This is a genomic window from Methylobacterium sp. CB376 (genome assembly GCF_029714205.1).
Lineage (GTDB): Bacteria > Pseudomonadota > Alphaproteobacteria > Rhizobiales > Beijerinckiaceae > Methylobacterium.
The window spans coordinates 2,777,104-2,795,336 of record NZ_CP121648.1; the positions used below are offsets into that span (position 1 = coordinate 2,777,104).

Below are 18,233 nucleotides of genomic sequence, written 5' to 3' on the forward strand. Positions count from 1 at the left end.
TTAAGAGGGAGACGCCTTCGGAACGGCCCAATCGCGCTGAGCGTCGAGAGCCCGGCGCACGCCCTCCGGATCGCGGGCGATCACCGTCAGGTAGGCGCGGGAGGGCTGATCCGGGACCGTGCGCCCCTGCTCCCAGTCGCGCAGGGTGCCGAGCGGGATCTGGTAGCGCGCAGCGAATTCCTCCTGCGTGAGGCCGAGGGCGCGGCGCAGGGTTCGGATCCGCGGGATCCGCCGTGCGGTCGCCAGGTCGCCGGGCGACCTCGGCCGGGCGTCCGGATCGGCGGCGGCGGCGGCGACGTCCTCCTCGGTCATCGGGCGCATGGGCGCCTGCCCGAAGGCGATCTCGCTCCCGTCAGGGTAACCCCGGACGATCGTCCCGTCAGGACGAATTCTCGCGGAAAGAGTGGTCTTGCTCATGACGCTCCGCTCGCCGGGCCGAGATCAAGCGGATCGCCTCGCCCCGCTCGGTGTAAGTCACGTGAATGACGACGCCGTCGCAGACGCCGAGGAGAGTGATCCGCTCTTCGCCGCATTCGGCCCGGTCGTCGATCCACTCCACCGCGAAGGGATCGCGAAACGCGCTGACCGCCGCCTCGAAAGCGATGCCGTGCCGACGCAGGTTGAGGCCGCCTTGCGCGGATCCCACTCGAAGCGGATCGTCATGAATGTACGGATTCTCCGTACGGGACTCAAGTGCCGCTAGGGTAGCATGGCGGCGAGAGGGAGACGCATCGTGACCTCGATCGCATTCCTGGGCCTCGGCAACATGGGCGGGCCGATGGCCGCCAACCTCGTGAGGGCGGGGCACGCCGTCACCGGCTACGACCTCGCGCCGCCCGCCCGCGAGGCGGCGCGCGCGGAGGGCGTCGCCATCGCCGAATCCGCCGTCGCCGCGGCGGCCGAGGCCGAGATCGTGGTCACGATGCTGCCGGCCGGCCGGCACGTGCTCGGCCTCCTCGACGAGATCCTGCCCCGGGTGCCGGCCGGGGCCCTCCTGATCGACTGCTCGACCATCGACGTGGAGAGCGCCCGGGCCGCCCATGCCAGGGCGGCGGAGCGCGGCCTCGCCAGCCTCGACGCGCCGGTCTCCGGCGGGGTCGGCGGCGCCAGGGCCGGCACCCTCACCTTCATGGCCGGCGGGGCGCCCGAGGCCTTCGCCCGCGCCGAGCCGGTCCTCGCCCGGATGGGCCGGCGGATCGTGCATTGCGGCGAGGCCGGGGCCGGCCAGGCGGCCAAGATCTGCAACAACATGATCCTCGGCATCTCGATGATCGGCGTCGCCGAGGCCTTCGTGCTCGCCGAGAAGCTCGGCCTCTCGCACCAGGCGCTGTTCGACGTCGCCTCGACCTCCTCGGGGCAGTGCTGGTCGCTGACGAGCTACTGCCCGGTGCCGGGACCGGTCCCGGCCTCGCCGGCCAACAACGCGTACCGGCCGGGCTTCGCCGCCGCGCTGATGCTCAAGGACCTCCGCCTGTCGCAGGAGGCGGCCGCCTCGACCGGGGCCGCCACGCCGCTCGGTGCCCGGGCGGAGGCGCTCTACGCCGCCTTCGAGGCGGCCGGGGAGGGGGGGACCGACTTTTCCGGCATCATCCGCCACCTGCGGGCGCTCACCCGCGAGGCCTGAGGCGGCCGAATCCTTCCCCGGCCACGCTTGTGTGGAGGGGGCGGGCCGTGAGATGAGCCCGGCTTCGGCACCGGCGCCGCGCAGGAGCGCGGGCCGGCGAGGCCCGGTTCAGTCTTCGGTCGCGACCCATGAACATCTTCGCCGCCTTCGAGGAGCGCATCGGCGAGGCGCTCGCCACCCTCACACGCGCCGGGCAGCTGCCCGAGGGGCTCGACCTCGGCCGCGTCGTGGTCGAGCCGCCGCGCGACCCCGGCCACGGCGACCTCGCGACCAACGCCGCCCTGGTCCTCGCCAAGGAGGCCCGCACCAACCCCAAGGCCCTGGCCGAGCTCCTCGCGGCCGAGCTGCGGCAGGATCCGCGCGTCACCGAGGCGAGCGTCGCCGGGCCGGGCTTCCTGAACCTGCGGCTCGCGCCCGAGGTCTTCGCCGAGGTCGTGCGCGCGGCGCTCGCCTCCGGCGAGGCGTTCGGCCGCGGGGCGCGGCGGCCGGGCCTCGTGAACGTCGAGTACGTGTCGGCGAACCCGACCGGGCCGATGCATGTCGGCCACGGCCGCGGCGCCGTCTTCGGCGACGCGCTGGCCAATCTCCTCGCCGCGTCCGGCCGGGAGGTGGTGCGCGAGTACTACATCAACGATGCGGGGGCGCAGGTCGACGTGCTCGCCCGCTCCGCCTACCTGCGCTACCGGGAAGCCCTCGGCGATGCGATCGGCGCGATCCCCGAGGGGCTCTACCCGGGCGATTACCTCAAGCCCGTGGGGCGGCGCCTGGCCGAGACCCACGGCCGCGCTCTCCTGCGCGAGCCCGAATCGGCCTGGCTGCCCGTGGTGCGGGACTTCGCCATCGCCGCCATGATGGACCTGATCCGCGACGACCTCGCCGCGCTCGGCATCCGGCACGACGTGTTCTTCTCCGAGCGCACCCTGCAGGGCGGCGGCGATGGCGGCGCGGTCGGGGCGCTGATCGCGGAATTGCGCGAGAAGGGGCTCGTCTACGTGGGGCGCCTGCCGCCGCCGAAGGGCCAGCTGCCGGAGGATTGGGAGGACCGCGACCAGACCCTGTTCCGCTCCACCGCCTTCGGCGACGACATCGACCGGCCGCTGCTCAAGTCGGACGGCACCTACACCTACTTCGCCTCCGACATCGCCTACCACGCCTCGAAAGTGGCGCGGGGCGCGACCGACCTCATCGACGTGCTCGGCGCCGATCACGGCGGCTACGTCAAGCGGATGCAGGCGGCGGTGCGGGCGGTCTCGGACGGGCGCGCCAGCCTCGACGTGAAGCTCTGCCAGCTCGTGCGCCTGCTGCGCGGCGGCGAGCCGGTCAAGATGTCCAAGCGCGCGGGCGAGTTCGTGACCCTGCGGGAGGTCATCGACGAGGTCGGCCGCGACCCGGTCCGCTTCATGATGCTCTACCGCAAGAACGACGCGACCCTCGATTTCGACCTCGCCAAAGTGGTCGAGCAGTCGAAGGACAACCCCGTCTTCTACGTGCAGTACGCCCATGCCCGCACGGCCTCGGTGTTCCGGCAGGCCCGCGAGGCCTTCCCGGGGGAGGACCTGTCGCCGCAGGCCCTGGCGGGGGCGGACCTCTCGCTGTTACGTGATTCGGGGGAGGCCGACATCATGCGCCTCGTCGCGCAATATCCGCGGGTGATCGAGGCGGCGGGGAGCGCCCACGAGCCGCACCGGCTGGCCTTCTACCTCTACGAGCTGGCCAGCGCCTTCCATAGTTTCTGGAACAAGGGCAAAGACTTGCCGCAATTACGATTTGTTAATCAGACCGATCGAAAGTCCACGCTGTCGAGGCTGGCCCTCGTCGCGGCACTGCGGGGCGTCCTCGCCTCCGGCCTCGGGATCCTCGGCGTCACCGCGCCCGACGAGATGCGGTGAGGGCGAGGCCCCGCGCGACGCGCCGGCCCCGACAGCGTGGGACGGCCGCTTCCTCGATCGGGCGGCGGCCTCCCGGCGGCGCCGCGCCGGGATCGGGCCATCGCGGTGAGGTGAGGCAGGCGTGAACAGGATGGGGCTGCCATGACGATCAACGCTTCCCGGATCCCCGTCGATTACGACGGGTTCGAGCCGGACCGGCAGCAGCCCGAGGAGCCCCGCGCGCCGGCCCAGGGGCAAGTCCAGGGCCACGCCCCGGGCCAGCCCCGCGAGGGCGGCCGCATCGATCCGCTGGCCGAGCTCGCCCGCATCGTCGGGCAGGACGATCCCTTCCGCGCGCTGCTCGCCGCCAAGGACACGCTGCGTGCGGGCCCCGCCGAGGCGGCGGGCGGACGGATCGAGCCGCAGCTGCCGAATTACGGCGGCGAACCGCCGGAGCCCGCCCGCGGCCCGTCGCTCGCCGCCTTCAACCAGTATCTCTCGGCCGTGCAGCGCGAGCCGGACCCGGAGCCCGCGCCCCTGCCCGAAGCTGCGCCGCAGGACGCGGCCGAGGAGCCGCTGCCGGAAGCGCCGCGCGGGCGGCGGCGGCTCGCCCTCGTCGGCACGGCCCTCGGCGTCGTGGCGGTGGCGGTGGGCGGCGCCCTGACCTGGAAGGCCCTCCACCCGAATCGCGGCTCGGGCGCGCCGATCGTCGTGATGGCCGACAAGGCCCCGCTCAAGATCGCGCCCGAGAATGCCGGCGGCGTCGAGATCCCGGACCAGAACAAGCAGATCTACGAGCGCAACGCCAAGGACGGTCAGATCAAGATCGTCAACCGCGAGGAGCAGCCCCTCGACGTCCGGCAGGCGGCCAAGGCCCTGACCAGCGAGGCCTCCACGGCCGGCACGCCGGTTCCCGCCCCGGGCGCGCCCGTCAACATGCTCACCGAATCGCTGGGCGAGCCGCGCCGGGTGCGCACCGTGACCGTGCGGCCCGAGCCGCCGCCCTTCGAGGCCCAGCGCGCCGCCCAGGCCGGCACGCAGGGCGGCGCCCCGGCGCCGCGGGCCGAGGCCACGCCGGTCCCCACCATGACGCTGCCCGAGCCGGTGCCGGCCAACGCGACGCCTCGAAGCGCGACGCGCGGGATCCCGGCCGCGACGACGCCGGCGCCCGCCGAACCCCGGGCGGCCGAGACCGTGGCCTCGACCACGGTCGCGCCGCCGAAGCCCAAGCCGCCGAAGCCGGCGCCGCAGCAGGTCGCTTCGGCCGAGCCGCCCGCGCCGAAGCCCGCGGTCGACACCCAGGCCCCGGTCGGCGGCTTCTCGGTGCAGCTCTCGGTGCGGGCCACCGAGAAGGAGGCGCGGACCGCCTTCACCCAGGCCCAGGAGCGCTACGCCTCCGAGCTGAGCGGCCAGTCCCCGCTGATCCGGCAGGCCGAGGTGAACGGCAAGACGATCTACCGGGTCCGCGTCGGGCCGATGTCGAAGGAGAGCGCCACCGGCCTCTGCACCCGGCTGCAGGCGGCGGGCAGCGCCTGCTTCGTGGCGAAGAACTGATGCGGGACCGGATCACGCGCCTGCGCGGCGCCTGAGCGACGCCGACAGCCGCATTGCCGAAATGGGAGATGGCGACGCCATCGACCGGATGGCGGATGAGGCAAGGAATCCCCCGGCGGCGCGGCCGCGCCGCCGGACCCTCGCCGCCCCGCGCGGCGCCCCGCGCGGCGCACCGCGCCGCCGCCGAGCGACCCTGGAAGACGCGGAGCGCCTCGCGCCGCGGTGCCGCGCGTTGGTCGGGGTCGTTCCGCCATGCCGGCCTGGACGGCGCCCCTGTCTCAGCCCAACGCGGAGAACCGCCCCCGATGACGACCCTCGCCCTGATCCTCGGCTGCGCCGGCCGCACGCTCTCGGCCGAGGAGGCCGCCTTCTTCCGCGCGGTGCAGCCCTGGGGCTTCATCCTGTTCAAGCGCAACATCGGAACGCCCGAGGAGGTGCGCGCGCTCACCGCCTCCCTGCGCGACACGGTGGGGCGGGCCGACGCGCCGATCCTGATCGATCAGGAGGGCGGACGGGTGCAGCGCATGGGACCGCCGCATTGGCGGGCCTATCCGGCGGCCGCGCGCTTCCTGCAGGCGGGGGGCCCTGAGGAGGGGCCGGCGCTCGCCCGCCTCGGCGCGCGCCTGATGGCGCACGACCTCGCCGGGGTGGGGATCAGCGTCGATTGCGCCCCCGTCCTCGACGTACCGGTCGCGGGCGCGAACGCGGTCATCGGGGACCGGGCCTACGCCGACGACCCGCGGGAGGTGGCGGCCTTCGGCCGCGCCGTCGCCGAGGGTCTGATGGCGGGCGGCGTGCTGCCGGTGATCAAGCACGTGCCGGGCCACGGCCGGGCCAATGCCGACAGCCACCTCGCGCTGCCGGTGGTGACCGCCCCGCGGGCGGCCCTTGAGGCGCAGGATTTCGCCCCGTTCCGGGCGCTGGCCGACCTGCCTCTCGCCATGTCGGCCCACGTCGTCTTCACCGCCCTCGATCCGGAGCAACCGGCCACCACCTCCGCGACGGTGATCCGCGAGGTCGTGCGCGGCGCGCTCGGCTTCGACGGCCTGCTGATGACCGACGACCTCTCGATGAAAGCCCTGTCCGGGAGTTTCCGCGGCCGCACCGAGGCGGCGTTCCGGGCCGGCATCGACGTGGCGCTCCACTGCAACGGCGAGCGGGCCGAGATGGAGGAGGTCGCCGCGGCCGCGCCGGGCCTGGCCGGCGACGCCCTGCGGCGCGCCGAGGCGGCCCTGGCGCGGCGCATCCCGGCCAATCCCGATTTCGATCCGGCCGAGGCCGCCGCCCGGCTCGAGGCCGGGCTGCGGATGCGCCCGAGCGCCGTGGCCTGACCGGCGGCGATGGAGGCGGGGACCGGCAGCGCCCCGGAGGCCGGAGAGGACCCGACCCTCGTCGTCGACGTCGACGGCTACGAGGGACCCCTCGACCTCCTGCTCGACCTCGCCCGCCGGCAGAAGGTCGATCTCGGGCGGATCTCGATCCTCGCCCTCACCGAGCAGTACCTCGCCTTCGTCGAGGAGGCGCGCCGGCTGCGCCTCGAACTCGCGGCCGATTACCTCGTGATGGCGGCCTGGCTCGCCTACCTGAAATCGCGCCTGCTGCTGCCCGCCCCGCCCCGCGGCCCCGAGCCCAGCGCCGACGCGCTCGCGGGCGTCCTCGCCCAGCGCCTGCGGCGCCTCGAGGCGGTCCGCGACGCGGCCGGGCGGCTCCTGGCCCTCCCGCAGCTCGGCCGCGACGTGTTCGCGCGCGGGGAGCGCGAGGCGGCGCCCCGGCCCGCGGGCGGAGCCTTCGCGGCGAGCCTGCACGACCTGCTCGCGGCCTATGCGCGCCAGCGCGCCGCCCGTGCCGGGGCCAGGGTCTGCCTGAGCCCGCGCCAGGTCTGGTCGCTCCTCGACGCGCGCGAGGCCCTCGAGCGGCTGATCGGTCCCTGCGACGACTGGACCACCCTCGATGCCTGCCTGGCCGCCCACCTCGCCGACCCGGCGCGGCGGGCGAGCGTGCGCGCCTCCTCGCTCTCGGCCGCGCTCGAACTGGCCCGCGAGGGACGGATCACGCTCCGGCAGGACGCGCCCTTCGCGCCGCTCTGGCTTCGCCCGGCCGCCGGGGAGGGAGGATGACCCGCCCGACGCCTGCGCTGCGCCGGCCGGACCCGGCGCCCGACAGCCACGCCCTGCGCCTCGCCGAGGCGCTGATCTTCGCCGCGGCGCGGCCCCTCGACGAGGCGGCCCTGGCGGCGCGCCTGCCGCCCGGCACCGACGTCGCCGCCCTCGTGGCGGAGCTGCGCCGCCTCTACGGGGCGCGCGGCATCAACCTCGTGCGGGTCGCGGGCGGCTACGCCTTCCGCACCGCCCCCGACCTCGGTCCGGAGCTGCGCGGCGACGCCCCCGAACCGCGCCGGCTCCCGCGGGCCGCCGCCGAGATCCTGGCGATCATCGCCTATCACCAGCCGGTGACCCGGGCGGAGATCGAGGAGATCCGCGGCGTCTCGACCGCGAAGGGCTCCCTCGACCTGCTGCTCGAGACCGGCTGGGTGCGCCTGCGCGGGCGGCGGCGCACGCCGGGCCGGCCGGTCACCTACGGCACGACGCCGGCCTTCCTGGAGCAGTTCGGCCTCGAGTCCGTGGCCGACCTGCCGGGGCTCGACGAGATGCAGGGGCTCGGCCTCCTCGACGCGCGGCTTCCGGCCGGCTTCGCCGTGCCGCTTCCCTCGGACGCGGCGGCCCTGCGCGCCGACGAGGATCCCCTGGCGGACGGACCGGAGGAGGGCTGAGCCCCCCGCGGCTGTTGGCTCCGCCGAGAAGCGCTTGTTTTCGCCCCCGGCGGTCCTTAGGTTCCGGCCAGCCTCAAGAGACCACGCCGCGCGGGCCGCGTCCGCGCGGTGCAGGAGACAGCCATGGGTGGCGCAAGCATCTGGCACTGGATCGTCGTCGGCGTGATCGTCATGCTGCTGTTCGGGCGCGGCAAGGTGTCCGAGCTGATGGGCGACGTCGCCAAGGGCATCAAGGCCTTCAAGAAGGGCATGGCGGACGAGGATCAGCCGCAGGCTCCCGTCGTCGCGGCCCCGCCCGTCACCGCGACCGAGCCCGTCCGCACGCTGCCGCCGCACCCGACGGAGCCGGCGCCGGCCACGCACGCGACGGTGGACCGCAAGGTCGTCTGAGCCGCGGGCCGGCGGCGGCGCGCCGCTTCCCGGGCGCCCGCGCCGCGGGAGCGCCGGAGGGAGCGGGCGGATGAGGCGGGATCGAGGCGATCTCCGCACGGGTGTGGCGTCGCGGCCGGAACCGTGCTTGAGAGAGCCCGCCGCGGGGCGCCCGGGACGGGCCGCCGCGCAAGCTGCAGGGCCGTGACGCCATGTTCGATATGAGTTGGGGCGAGGTGATGCTGATCGGCGGCGTCGCGCTGATCGTCATCGGCCCGAAGGACCTGCCCCGCGCGCTGCGCACGGTCGGGCAGATGACCGCGAAGCTCCGGCGCATGGCCGGCGAGTTCCAGGCCCAGTTCAACGAGGCGATGCGCGAGGCCGAGCTCGACGAGGTGCGGCGCGAGGTCGAGGGCATCAACCGCTCGGTCTCCTCGGCCTCCGCGCCGTTCAACCCGATCCAGTCGATCCGCAACGAGATCCGCAGCGCCGTCGAGGCGCCGACCCCTCCGGCTCCGCCGCCGTCGAACGAGGCGCTCGCGGCCGCCACGGCGCAGCTCCAGGCCGAGTCGGCCGCCTCCCCGGCGGCCGAGACCGAGGCCCCGGCGGCCGAGGCCGAGCCCCCGGCGAGCGAGGCCGAGGCCCCGCTGCCTGAGCGCCGCGCGGCGCCGGAGACGGCGCCGGACGCGCCGCCCCCGCCCTCAAGCCCGCCCAGCACAGGCCAGAATCCATGACCACCGAGGCCGACGAAGCCGAGATCGAGGCCTCGCGCGCACCCCTGCTCGACCACCTGATCGAGCTGCGGGCGAGGCTGATCAAGTCGCTGCTCGCCTTCGGGGTGATGTTCTTCGTCTGCTTCTTCTTCTCCCAGCACATCTACAACGTGCTTCTCTACCCTTACGTGCAGGTGGTGGGAGCCGAGAAGGCGCGGCTGATCGCGACCCACTTCCTCGAGCAGGTCTTCACCAACATCAAGCTGAGCGTGTTCGGGGCGGGTTTCCTGGCCTTCCCGGTGGTGGCGACGCAGATCTACGCCTTCGTGGCGCCGGGCCTGTACCGCAACGAGCGGCGCGCCTTCCTGCCCTACCTGATCGCCACGCCGGTCTTCTTCCTGCTCGGCGCCCTGGTGGTGTTCTTCGTGGCGATGCCGATCCTGATCCGGTTCTCGGTCAGCCTGCAGCAGATCGGCCAGACGGGCGAGGCCACGATCGAGCTGCTGCCGAAGGTGGACGAGTACCTGTCGCTGATCATGACGCTGATCTTCGCCTTCGGCATCGCCTTCCAGATGCCGGTGATCCTGACCCTCCTGGGCCAGATCGGGCTGATCGACTCGAAGTTCCTGGCCGAGCGGCGGCGCTACGCGATCGTGCTGGTCTTCGTGGCGGCGGCGGTGCTGACGCCGCCCGACGTGATCAGCCAGCTCTCTCTCGCGGTGCCGATGCTGCTGCTCTACGAGGCCTCGGTGTGGTCGGTGCGCGTGATGGAGCGGCGGCGCGCCCGCGAGGAGGCGGCGGTGGAGTGATCCGCTGTCCGGACGATCACGTCCGGAGAGCGGATGACGAGCCCGCGCGGCCGTGAGCGACGCCGGCATCCCGCGTTGCGACGCGATCCGTCGGATGTCGTATGACGGGGCCCCTCGAGGGCCGTCCGGCTCACTCCCTGGAGGGATCGCCGGCCGCGCCCGGGCGCCGGCGGCTCATGCGTCGAGGTGCTTGCCGAGCCGACCGGCGAGGTCCTGGATGTACTGGAAGGCGGTGCGGCCAGAGCGCGAGCCGCGCGTCGTCGCCCATTCGAGCGCCTCGGCGCGCAGCTGCGCCGGCGGCAGATCGAGGCCGTACCGGCCGACATAGGCGTCGATCATCGCCAGGTACTCGTCCTGCGAGCACTTGTGGAAGCCGAGCCACAGGCCGAACCGGTCGGAGAGGGAGACTTTCTCCTCCACCGCCTCGCCCGGGTTGATGGCGGTCGAGCGCTCGTTCTCCACCATCTCGCGGGCGAGCAGGTGCCGCCGGTTCGAGGTGGCGTAGAAGAGGACGTTCTCCGGCCGCCCCTCGATGCCCCCGTCCAGCGCCGCCTTCAGGGACTTGTAGGAGGTGTCCTGCCCGTCGAAGGAGAGGTCGTCGCAGAACACCACGAAGCGGTGCGGGTCGGGGCGGAGCAGCGCCATCAGGGCCGGCAGGCCCTCGATGTCCTCGCGATGGATCTCCACGAGCTTGAGCGGCCGCTGGCCGGGCTCGCGCCGGGCGTTGATCTCGGCGTGGACCGCCTTGACCAGGGACGACTTGCCCATGCCGCGGGCGCCCCAGAGCAGGGCGTTGTTGGCCGGGAGCCCGCGGGCGAAGCGGTCGGTGTTGTCGAACAGGGTGTCGCGCATCCGGTCGATGCCCCGCAACAGCCCCATCTCGACCCGGTTCACCTTCGGAACCGGCTGCAGGCGGTGCTCGGCCTGCCACACGAAGGCGTCCGCCGCGCCGAGATCCGGCGCGGCCTCCGGCTCGGGGGCGGCGCGCTCCAGGGCCTCGGCGATCCGATGCAGGAGGGGGAGGAGGGAGGCGAGGGCGGGGTCGGAGGGCGTCGGCGCGGTCATGTGGGCGAGCTAGCAGAACCGCCCGGTCCGCTAAAGCCCCCAACCGGCGGCCGCGCCCCGGCTCCGTCAGTCGCGCTTTCCGTCAGTCGCGCTTTCGTCAGTCGCGCTTGGAGACCGCGATGGCCGCGTCGAGCCGGGTGAACACGATTCCGGCCGCCCGCAGGGCCGCCAGCGCGCGGTGCAGGCTGCGCGCGCCGTGGCTGCACGTCTCCTCCTCCAGCCGCCGAATGGTGGAGAGCGACAGGCCGCTCGTCCGGGCGAGGTCGGTCATCGACCAGTCGAGGAGCGCCCGCGCGGCGCGCAGGTGGCGCCCCTCGATGCCGTCCTCCAGGGCCTCCCGCAGCCGGCCGGTGGCCCGCGGCGGGCCGCACTCGGCCGGGTGCGTGAGGGTGGCCCAGCCGTCGAGGGTCCGGTCCTCGCGCCAGACCGGCACGAACCAGCCGTTGAAATGCTGCACCCCGCCCCGGGCGAGCCGGAAATGGGTCTCCACCGAGAAGGGCTTCGCCTCGGAGATCCGGGCCCGCACCGCGTCGCGCAGGCGGTCGCGCTCCTCCGGGATCAGCGTGCAGGTCCAATCGTCCGCGAATTCGTCCTGGGTGACGCCGGTGAGCGCCAGCAGCTGCTGCGAGGCGACCCGGCGGGTGCGGGTGTAGACCGAGAAATGCGTCCAGATCGACCTCTCCTCGAACAGGACCATGCGGCGGCGATGGTCCTCCAGGCGCGCCCGCCGCATCATCTCCTGCTCGGTCACGTCGATGACGATGCCGGCGGCCCCCGACGGGCGGCCGTCCACGCCGCAATAGATCTGGCCGCGGGTGAGCAGCACCCGCACGGACCGGTCCGGCCGGATCACCCGCACCTGCTGGTCGGCGAGGTAGGTGAGGAAGACGACCTCGGCCGGGCTCGCCATGGCCGCCCGGTCGGCCGGGTCCACGAGGTTGTAGAGCAGGTCGTAGCTCGGCCGGCGCTCCGTCCGGTCCAGGCCGAGGATCTGGTACATCGCCGGCGACCAGTAGTGCTCGTTGCCGCGGAAGCGCCAGCTCCAGCGTCCCAGCAAGCCCCACCGCTCGATCAGCTGCAGGAAGTCGTCCGACGTGAAAGGGGTGAAGGTCGCGTCTATGGGACCTGATGCCTTCGGGGAATGCACGGTGAGAGGATAGGCGACGACGATGCCGCGCGGCGCGGCTCGGGGAGGCATCGCAGTGCCGTCCGCCCCGCCCACGGCCCGCCAGAGTTCCGTGCGCGGTGAAGTCGGCCCCGCGAACAGCTATCCTCGGTTGTAGCCTTTGGAACCATATTGCATCGCGTCGATCTGACCATGTGAAATATTGTTCAACTAAGTATAACTGAGAATTTTCCTATGGTCAATTGCCGCAAGGACCGAGACGGTGCGGTGCGAGGGTCCGGCCGGCCGGTGCGCGACGCCGCCGCGGGGTCGGGCAGCGCCATTGCGTTCGGGTCGCCCCTGGCTATAGTCCGCGCGCTTTTGCCAGGCCGGCGGGCAACCGCGCGGCCGCTTTCGTCTTGGATCGGGAGACCTCCACGTGATCACGCCCGCCTTCGCGCAGGGAACCGGTGCCGCCGCCGGTGGCACGGACGTCATCTTGCAGGTCGTCCCCTTCGTTCTCATCTTCGTGATCATGTACTTCCTGATCCTGCGCCCGCAGCAGAAGCGCGCGCGCGAGCATCAGGACATGGTGAAGAACGTCCGGCGCGGTGACACCATCGTGACCACGGGCGGCATCGTCGGGCGGGTCGCGAAAGTCGCCGACGAGGCGAGCGAGATCGAGGTGGAGATCGCCGAGGGCGTGCGCGTCAAGGTGGTCCGCACGATGATCGCGGAGGTCCGGGCCAAGGGCGAGCCGGTCAAGGCCGCCTGAGGCGGCGGCGGCGGCACGGCCACCACAGGCAGGGTTTTGGAATCGCGCGATGCTCCGTTTTTCCTCCTCGAAGCTCGTCGGGACGCTGGCGGTGATCATCGTCGGCCTCGCCCTCGCCATCCCGAGCTTCTTCAGCCCCGAGCAGCGCAAGGCGTTCGTCGCCTCGGCGCCGTCCTGGCTCACCGCCCTCGTGCCGACGCGGGCGATCGTGCTCGGCCTCGACCTCCAGGGCGGCTCGCAGATCGTGCTGGAGGTGGACCGGCCCGACCTCACGCGCACCATGGCCCAGCAGCTGCGCGACGACGTGCGCCGGGCCCTGCGCGAGGAGGGGGTGCAGGCGGATGGCGGCGTCCAGATCACGCCGCGGGGCGTGCAGCTGCGCGTCAGCGATCCGGCGGCCCGCGCCAAGGCCCTGCCGAAGCTGCAGGCCCTGTCGCAGCCGGTGACGGACGCGGTGCTCGGCCAGACCGGCGCCCGCACCCTCGAGGTGCGCGACGAGCCGAACGGCACGATCCAGCTCACCTTCACGGAGGCGGGCACCAACGCCCGGGTGCGCCGGGCGGTCCAGCAGGCGATCGAGGTGGTGCGCCGCCGCGTCGACCTCGGCGGCACGACGGAACCCTCGATCCAGCAGCAAGGGGCCGACCGCATCCTCGTCCAGGTGCCGGGCCTGCAGGATCCCCAGCGCCTGGAGGAGCAGCTCGGCAAGACCGCCAAGCTCGAATTCCGCATGCTCGCCGACAGCGCGGCCGGCGACGTCGACCTGCTGCCCTCCCGCGATTCCAACGGCCAGAAGGTGCCGGTCGAGCGCCGCGTGATGGCCGACGGCGCCGACCTGACCGACGCGCAGCCGGGCTTCGACCAGAAGACCAACGAGCCGATCGTCAACTTCAAGTTCAACCTGCGCGGCGCCCAGCGCTTCGGCCAGGCGACGAGCGAGAATGTCGGCCGCCCGATGGCGATCGTCCTCGACAACGAGGTGGTGTCGGCGCCCCGCATCCTGCAGCCGATCACCGGCGGGCAGGGCCAGATCTCGGGCCGCTTCACGGTGCAGCAGGCCAACGACCTCTCGGTCCTGCTGCGCGCCGGTGCCCTGCCGGCCAAGCTCAACATCATCGAGCGCCGCACCGTCGGGCCGGGCCTCGGCCGCGACTCGATCGAGGCCGGCAAGCTCGCCACCATCGCGGCCACGGTCCTGGTCGTGACCATGATGTTCGCCTGCTACGGCGTCTTCGGTCTCTTCGCCAACATCGCCCTGATGGTCCATGTCGGCCTCATCCTGGGCCTGATGTCGGTGCTGGAGGCGACCATGACGCTGCCGGGCATCGCCGGCATCGTGCTCACCATCGGCACCGCCGTCGACTCGAACGTGCTCATCTACGAGCGCGTGCGCGAGGAGGTGCGGGCCGGTCGCTCGATCCCCTCCGCCCTGCAGGCGGGCTTCGACCGCGCCTTCGCCACCATCGTCGATTCGAACTCGACCATGGCGATCGCCGCCATCATCCTGTTCTTCATGGGGTCGGGACCGGTCCGCGGCTTCGCGGTGGTGTTCATCCTCGGCATCCTCACCACCGTGATCACCGCGGTCACCCTGACCCGGATGATGATCGCCGTCTGGTATCACCGCTTCCGGCCGAAGGTGCTGCCGATCTGACCGCCGAAATCCGCGCCGCCCCCGCGGCGGCGCTCCTCCGGGACCGCTCCGCGTCCCGGCGGGACGGTCGACCGTCCCGGCAGCGCCCGACCTTTCGAGACCCGCGATGCGCCTCCTCCGCCTCTGGCCCGACGAATCCCACTTCGACTTCATGCGCCTGCGGCGCTTCAGCTTCCCGCTCTCGGCGCTGATGTCGGTGGGGACGCTGGTGCTGTTCCTGATCATCGGGCTCAATTTCGGCATCGACTTCAAGGGCGGCACCCTGATCGAGCTGCGCCCGAAGGCCGGCCAATCGGACGTGGCCTCGGTGCGCCACACCGCCAACGGCTTCGGCTTCGGCGAGACCGAGGTGCAGGAATTCGGCAATCAGGGCGCGATCTCGATCCGCTTCCCGCTCCAGGCCGGCGGCGAGACCGGGCAGACCCTGGTGATGCAGAAGGCCCACGAGGCCTTCGACAGGGACTACGCCTTCGACCGCGTCGAGACCGTCGGGCCCCGCGTGTCGGGCGAGCTCGTGCAGTCGGGCACGATCGGCGTCGTCCTGTCGGTCGTGGCGGTGCTGCTCTACCTCTGGTTCCGGTTCGAGCGGGAACTGGCGCTGGGCGCCATTGTCGGCACGCTCCACGACATCGTGCTCACCGTCGGCGTCTTCGTGATCTCCCGGATCGAGTTCAACATGACCTCGATCGCCGCCATCCTCACCATCGTGGGCTACTCGCTGAACGAGACCGTAGTGGTGTTCGATCGCACCCGCGAGCTGATGCGGCGCTACAAGACCATGCCGACCGAGGAACTGCTCAACCGCTCGATCAACTCGACCATGTCGCGCACGGTGATGACCGCGACCTCGACCGCCCTGTCGCTGGTCGCCCTGGTGCTGTTCGGCGGCGAGGCGATCAAGGGATTCTCGGTCGTGATGTTGATCGGCGTGGTGATCTGCACCTACTCGGCGATCTTCATCTCGTCGCCGTTCCTGATCTATATCGGCCTGCAGGCCGGCGGCGGGATCCGGGCGACCGGGCGCGACCCCGCGGCCCTGCCGCAGGCGGCCGAATGAGCGGGGAGGGCCGCCTGCACGAAGGCTTCGTCCCCGGGCGCCACCTGATCGACGCCTACGGGGCGGGGGGGTTCCGCTTCGCCGAGATGTCGCATCGCGGCTCGATCCTGGCCCTGCCCTCGGGCATCCACGCCTGGGCGGTGACGGAGGCGGCCGGCATCGACGCGGCGAGCCTCGCCCCCGTCCTGGCGGCCTCCGGCGAGGTCGATCTCCTGCTGATCGGCACCGGGCGCGAGATCGCGTTCCTGCCGGACGCCCTGCGCCGGCGCCTGCGGGAGGCCGGGATCGGCCTCGACGTGATGCAGACCGGGGCGGCCGCGCGCACCTACAACATCCTGGCGGCGGAGAACCGCAAGGTCGCGGCGGCCCTGATCGCGGTGGCGTGAGGATGGGCGCCGAGACGGCCAGGAACGGCCTGGACTGGGCCTACGCCCATTGCGAGGCGCTGGTGCGCGAGGGCGACCCCGACCGCTACTTCGCCGCCCTGTTCGCCCCGGCGGGGAAGCGGCCGCACCTCTTCGCGCTCCACGCCTTCAACCTGGAGGTCGCCCGCGTGCGCGACGCGGTGTCGAACCCGATGCCGGGCGAACTGCGCCTGCAATGGTGGCGCGACGCGCTCCAGGGCGAGGCGCGCGGCGACGTGCGCGCCCACCCGGTCGCCGCCGCCCTCGACGACACGCTGGTGCGCCACCGCCTGCCGCGCCAGCCGCTGGTGGCGCTGGTCGATGCCCGCGTCTTCGACCTCTACGACGACCCGATGCCCTCGACCCACGACCTCGAAGGCTATTGCGGCGAGACCGCCTCCAGCCTGTTCCGGCTCGCCAGCATCGTGCTGGCGGATGGCGGCGAGCCGGGCGGGGCCGCGGCGGCCGGCCACGCCGGCGTCGCCTACGCGGTGGCGGGGCTGCTGCGCGCGCTGCCCTGGCACGCGAGGCGCGGCCAGGTCTATCTCCCGGCCGACATCCTCGCCCGCCACGGCGTCACCCGCGAGGACATCGTGGCGGGCCGCGGCGGCCCGGGCCTGAAGGGCGCCTGCGCGGATCTGCGCGCCCTCGCCCGGCGCCACGTCGCCGCCTGCGCCAAGGAGCGCGGCGACCTCGCGGCCGCCGGCGCGCCGGCCCTGCTGCCGGTCGCCCTGGTCGAGCCCTACCTGCGCGCCATGGAGCGGCCCGGCTACGAGCCCCTGCGCAGCGTGATCGAGATTCCCCGCTGGCGGCGGGTGCTCCGCCTGTGGCGGGCGGCGCGCGCCGGGGCCTGAGACGGGATCCGGTTGATCGAGGCGGATCCCGGATCACGCGCCCGCGCGGCGCCTGAGCGAAGCTCTCATCCGCCACCCCGAAGGGATCGATCGGATCCGGTATGGGACGCCGCCGATCGGCCCCGGCCCGGACCCGGCCCCTATTCCGCCGCGGCGGGCAGGCCCGGCTCGCCGAGCCACGCGGCGAGGTCGGCCCGGGCCCGGTCGGTCAGCGCGCGCTTCTTGGCCTGCGCCTTCTCGGGCCCGCGCAGGCGGCGGCCGTCCGGCGCCTTCGGGGCGTGGTCGAGGGGCGGGAAGAGGCCGAAATTGACGTTCATCGGCTGGAACGAGCGCGGCGCCCCGACCTCCTCGGCGCTGACGTGCCCGCCCGTGATGTGGGCGATCAGGGCGCCGAGCGCCGTCGTCGGGGGCAGGGGGGCGAGGGCGCGGCCCCGGCGCTCGGCCGCGGCGTAGCGGCCCGCCATCAGCCCCACCGCCGCGCTCTCGACGTAGCCCTCGCAGCCGGTGATCTGGCCGGCGAAGCGCAGGCGCGGCGCGGCCTTCAGGCGCAGCGTCGCGTCGAGGAGCCGCGGCGAATCGAGGTAGGTGTTGCGGTGCAGGCCGCCGAGCCGGGCGAACTCGGCCCTCTCCAGGCCCGGGATGGTGCGGAAGATCCGCACCTGCTCGGCGTGGCGCAGCTTCGTCTGGAACCCGACCATGTTGTAGAGCGTGCCGAGCGCGTTGTCCTGGCGCAGCTGCACGATGGCGTAGGCCTTCACGGTCGGATTGTGCGGGTTGGTCAGGCCGAAGGGCTTCATCGGCCCGTGGCGCAGGGTCTCGGGCCCGCGCTCGGCCATCACCTCGACCGGCAGGCAGCCGTCGAAATAGGGCGTCGAGGCCTCCCACTCCTTGAAGGAGGTGGTCTCGCCCGCGCGCAGGGCCGCCACGAAGGCCTCGTACTGCGCCCGGTCCATCGGGCAGTTGATGTAGTCGGCGCCCGTGCCGCCCGGCCCGGCCTTGTCGTAGCGCGACTGGAACCACGCCACGCCCATGTCGATCGACTCGCGGTGCACGATCGGCGCGATCGCGTCGAAGAAGGCGAGGGACTCGGCACCGGTCAGGCCGCGGATCGCCTCGGCGAGGCCGGGCGCCGTGAGCGGGCCGGTCGCCACGATCACGCTGTCCCAGGAGGCGGGCGGGAGCCCGTCGATCTCCTCGCGGGCGATCGTGACCAGCGGATGGGCTTCGAGCGCCCGCGTCACCGCCCGGGAGAAGCCCTCGCGGTCGACCGCCAGCGCGCCCCCGGCCGGCACCTGGTTCGCGTCCCCGGCCCGCATGATCAGCGAGCCCAGGCGGCGCATCTCCTGGTGCAGCAGCCCGACCGCGTTCAGCGCCGCGTCGTCGGAGCGGAAGGAGTTGGAGCAGACGAGTTCGGCGAGGCCGTCCGTGCGGTGCGCCTCGGTCGCCCGCAGGGGCCGCATCTCGTGCAGCACGACCGGGAGGCCGGCCTCGGCGATCTGCCAGGCGGCTTCGGAGCCGGCGAGGCCGCCGCCGACGACGTGGATGGGGGAGGATCCGGACATGCCCCGGCATATCGGATCCGCCGGTCCCGAATCAACGCGGCACCGCCGGC

General features: G+C 73.1%; 19 protein-coding genes. 14 read left to right on the top strand and 5 right to left on the bottom strand.

All coding sequences use genetic code 11. The features are described 5' to 3' along the window. Together QA634_RS12540 and QA634_RS12545 are read right to left on the bottom strand one after the other, a co-directional pair. On the bottom strand, positions 1–321 hold the full coding sequence (locus QA634_RS12540; RefSeq protein ID WP_012332336.1) for a helix-turn-helix domain-containing protein: 321 nt from the start codon (positions 319–321) through the stop codon (positions 1–3). Positions 322–379: 58 nt separating this feature from the next. Beyond that, on the bottom strand, positions 380–646 hold the full coding sequence (locus tag QA634_RS12545; protein WP_012332337.1) for a BrnT family toxin: 267 nt from the start codon (positions 644–646) through the stop codon (positions 380–382). Between the two features lie 87 nt (positions 647–733). Here QA634_RS12545 and mmsB point away from each other — a divergent pair, with 87 nt between their 5' ends. The 9 genes from mmsB (at position 734) to tatC (ending at position 9,707) form a co-directional block, all read left to right on the top strand. Further along, complete coding sequence (mmsB, locus tag QA634_RS12550; protein ID WP_012332338.1) at positions 734–1,624, top strand: 3-hydroxyisobutyrate dehydrogenase; 891 nt, start codon at positions 734–736, stop codon at positions 1,622–1,624. A gap of 128 nt (positions 1,625–1,752) precedes the next feature. Further along, complete coding sequence (argS, locus tag QA634_RS12555) at positions 1,753–3,513, top strand: arginine--tRNA ligase (RefSeq protein ID WP_012332339.1); 1,761 nt, start codon at positions 1,753–1,755, stop codon at positions 3,511–3,513. A gap of 141 nt (positions 3,514–3,654) precedes the next feature. Beyond that, on the top strand, positions 3,655–5,046 hold the full coding sequence (locus QA634_RS12560) for an SPOR domain-containing protein (protein ID WP_012332340.1): 1,392 nt from the start codon (positions 3,655–3,657) through the stop codon (positions 5,044–5,046). A 305-nt stretch (positions 5,047–5,351) separates the two neighbouring features. Next, the gene (gene nagZ / locus QA634_RS12565; protein WP_012332341.1) at positions 5,352–6,377 is read left to right on the top strand and encodes a beta-N-acetylhexosaminidase; all 1,026 of its coding nucleotides are present in this window, start codon (positions 5,352–5,354) and stop codon (positions 6,375–6,377) included. A 9-nt stretch (positions 6,378–6,386) separates the two neighbouring features. Then, on the top strand, positions 6,387–7,163 hold the full coding sequence (locus QA634_RS12570; protein ID WP_012332342.1) for a segregation and condensation protein A: 777 nt from the start codon (positions 6,387–6,389) through the stop codon (positions 7,161–7,163). Next, a complete protein-coding gene (gene scpB, locus QA634_RS12575) occupies positions 7,160–7,816 on the top strand; it encodes an SMC-Scp complex subunit ScpB (protein WP_012332343.1) in 657 nt (218 codons plus the stop codon). The genes QA634_RS12570 and scpB overlap by 4 nt, the downstream gene beginning before the upstream one ends. Positions 7,817–7,939: 123 nt before the next feature. Then, complete coding sequence (locus tag QA634_RS12580) at positions 7,940–8,206, top strand: twin-arginine translocase TatA/TatE family subunit (RefSeq protein ID WP_012332344.1); 267 nt, start codon at positions 7,940–7,942, stop codon at positions 8,204–8,206. A gap of 191 nt (positions 8,207–8,397) precedes the next feature. Then, on the top strand, positions 8,398–8,919 hold the full coding sequence (gene tatB / locus QA634_RS12585; RefSeq protein ID WP_012332345.1) for a Sec-independent protein translocase protein TatB: 522 nt from the start codon (positions 8,398–8,400) through the stop codon (positions 8,917–8,919). Next, positions 8,916–9,707, top strand: a complete 792-nt coding sequence (tatC, locus tag QA634_RS12590; RefSeq protein ID WP_012332346.1) for a twin-arginine translocase subunit TatC — start codon at positions 8,916–8,918, stop codon at positions 9,705–9,707. The genes tatB and tatC overlap by 4 nt, the downstream gene beginning before the upstream one ends. 174 nt (positions 9,708–9,881) lie before the next feature. Here tatC and QA634_RS12595 read toward each other — a convergent pair whose 3' ends face one another. Then, a complete protein-coding gene (locus QA634_RS12595; protein ID WP_012332347.1) occupies positions 9,882–10,772 on the bottom strand; it encodes an ATP-binding protein in 891 nt (296 codons plus the stop codon). A 97-nt stretch (positions 10,773–10,869) separates the two neighbouring features. Then, a complete protein-coding gene (locus tag QA634_RS12600) occupies positions 10,870–11,970 on the bottom strand; it encodes a PAS domain-containing protein (protein ID WP_012332348.1) in 1,101 nt (366 codons plus the stop codon). A gap of 346 nt (positions 11,971–12,316) precedes the next feature. On the opposite strand from QA634_RS12600, the gene yajC reads away from it, so the two are divergent. The 5 genes from yajC to QA634_RS12625 all read left to right on the top strand — a co-directional run bounded on the left by yajC (position 12,317) and on the right by QA634_RS12625 (position 16,621). Then, positions 12,317–12,652, top strand: coding sequence for a preprotein translocase subunit YajC (yajC, locus tag QA634_RS12605; protein ID WP_012332349.1), 336 nt, complete (start codon positions 12,317–12,319; stop codon positions 12,650–12,652). A 49-nt stretch (positions 12,653–12,701) separates the two neighbouring features. Beyond that, a complete protein-coding gene (gene secD, locus QA634_RS12610) occupies positions 12,702–14,306 on the top strand; it encodes a protein translocase subunit SecD (protein WP_012332350.1) in 1,605 nt (534 codons plus the stop codon). Positions 14,307–14,412: 106 nt separating this feature from the next. Next, entirely contained in the window at positions 14,413–15,363 is a 951-nt protein-coding gene (gene secF / locus QA634_RS12615) for a protein translocase subunit SecF (protein ID WP_012332351.1), read from the top strand. Continuing rightward, positions 15,360–15,749: an Mth938-like domain-containing protein gene (locus tag QA634_RS12620; protein ID WP_012332352.1), complete on the top strand. Its 390-nt coding sequence runs from the start codon at positions 15,360–15,362 to the stop codon at positions 15,747–15,749. Before secF ends, QA634_RS12620 begins: the two co-directional genes overlap by 4 nt. 2 nt (positions 15,750–15,751) lie before the next feature. After that, positions 15,752–16,621: a phytoene/squalene synthase family protein gene (locus QA634_RS12625; protein WP_012332353.1), complete on the top strand. Its 870-nt coding sequence runs from the start codon at positions 15,752–15,754 to the stop codon at positions 16,619–16,621. A 140-nt stretch (positions 16,622–16,761) separates the two neighbouring features. On the opposite strand, the gene trmFO is transcribed toward QA634_RS12625, so the two are convergent. Further along, entirely contained in the window at positions 16,762–18,183 is a 1,422-nt protein-coding gene (gene trmFO, locus QA634_RS12630) for a methylenetetrahydrofolate--tRNA-(uracil(54)-C(5))-methyltransferase (FADH(2)-oxidizing) TrmFO (RefSeq protein ID WP_012332354.1), read from the bottom strand. Positions 18,184–18,233: the final 50 nt, after the last annotated feature.